We start from the raw sequence: 565 nt of genomic DNA on the forward strand, positions 1-565 counted from the left end.
AAAAGTTTAGAACAATTAAGCGATGACGTTAGGATGAAAATAACAGAACTTTACTTCAACAACATGCACTCGTTTTTTAAAAAGTCCGAACTTCTTAATTTTAAGCCCTTGGAAGGTCTATTACATTTTGATGATGAAACCCTTACTAATGCAGATAGTAACTCAGTCTGTGTAGAGCAACAATTAGATGAGGCACTTGAGAAAATAGAGAGATTAATACAATCTCTAGCTGATAGTAATTTTTTAATAGGAACGCTAACGTTAGGGCATAATGAGCAACTAGCAGCCGCCAACGCTAAAATAAAGCAGCAAGAGCAAGATATAAAAAAACTTAATGAGCAGTTAAATAAGAAAGCTGATACCGGCGACATATTGAGTGACCGCAACGAAAAAAGCTATCAAACGACTATAGGCTTACTACTAGAATTAATGACTATACCAAAGGTAGAGAGCGTTAGACCTCCATTTACTAGCGAAGCTGTAATCATTGGTAGGATTACTGATAAATCAATCTATGGACAGGGTAAAACTACTTTAGAAACTCGCTTTAGAGATGCAAAAATGA

1 protein-coding gene is annotated in these 565 nt (G+C 35.4%); it reads left to right on the forward strand.

Annotated features, from left to right (window positions below; genetic code table 11):
• Positions 1-33: 33 nt before the first annotated feature.
• Positions 34-565: hypothetical protein (locus tag BTV99_RS12595; protein WP_143507176.1), on the forward strand; the 532-nt coding region annotated here is incomplete at its 3' end.

The organism is Psychrobacter sp. Rd 27.2 (assembly GCF_001921755.1).
GTDB lineage: Bacteria > Pseudomonadota > Gammaproteobacteria > Pseudomonadales > Moraxellaceae > Psychrobacter > Psychrobacter celer.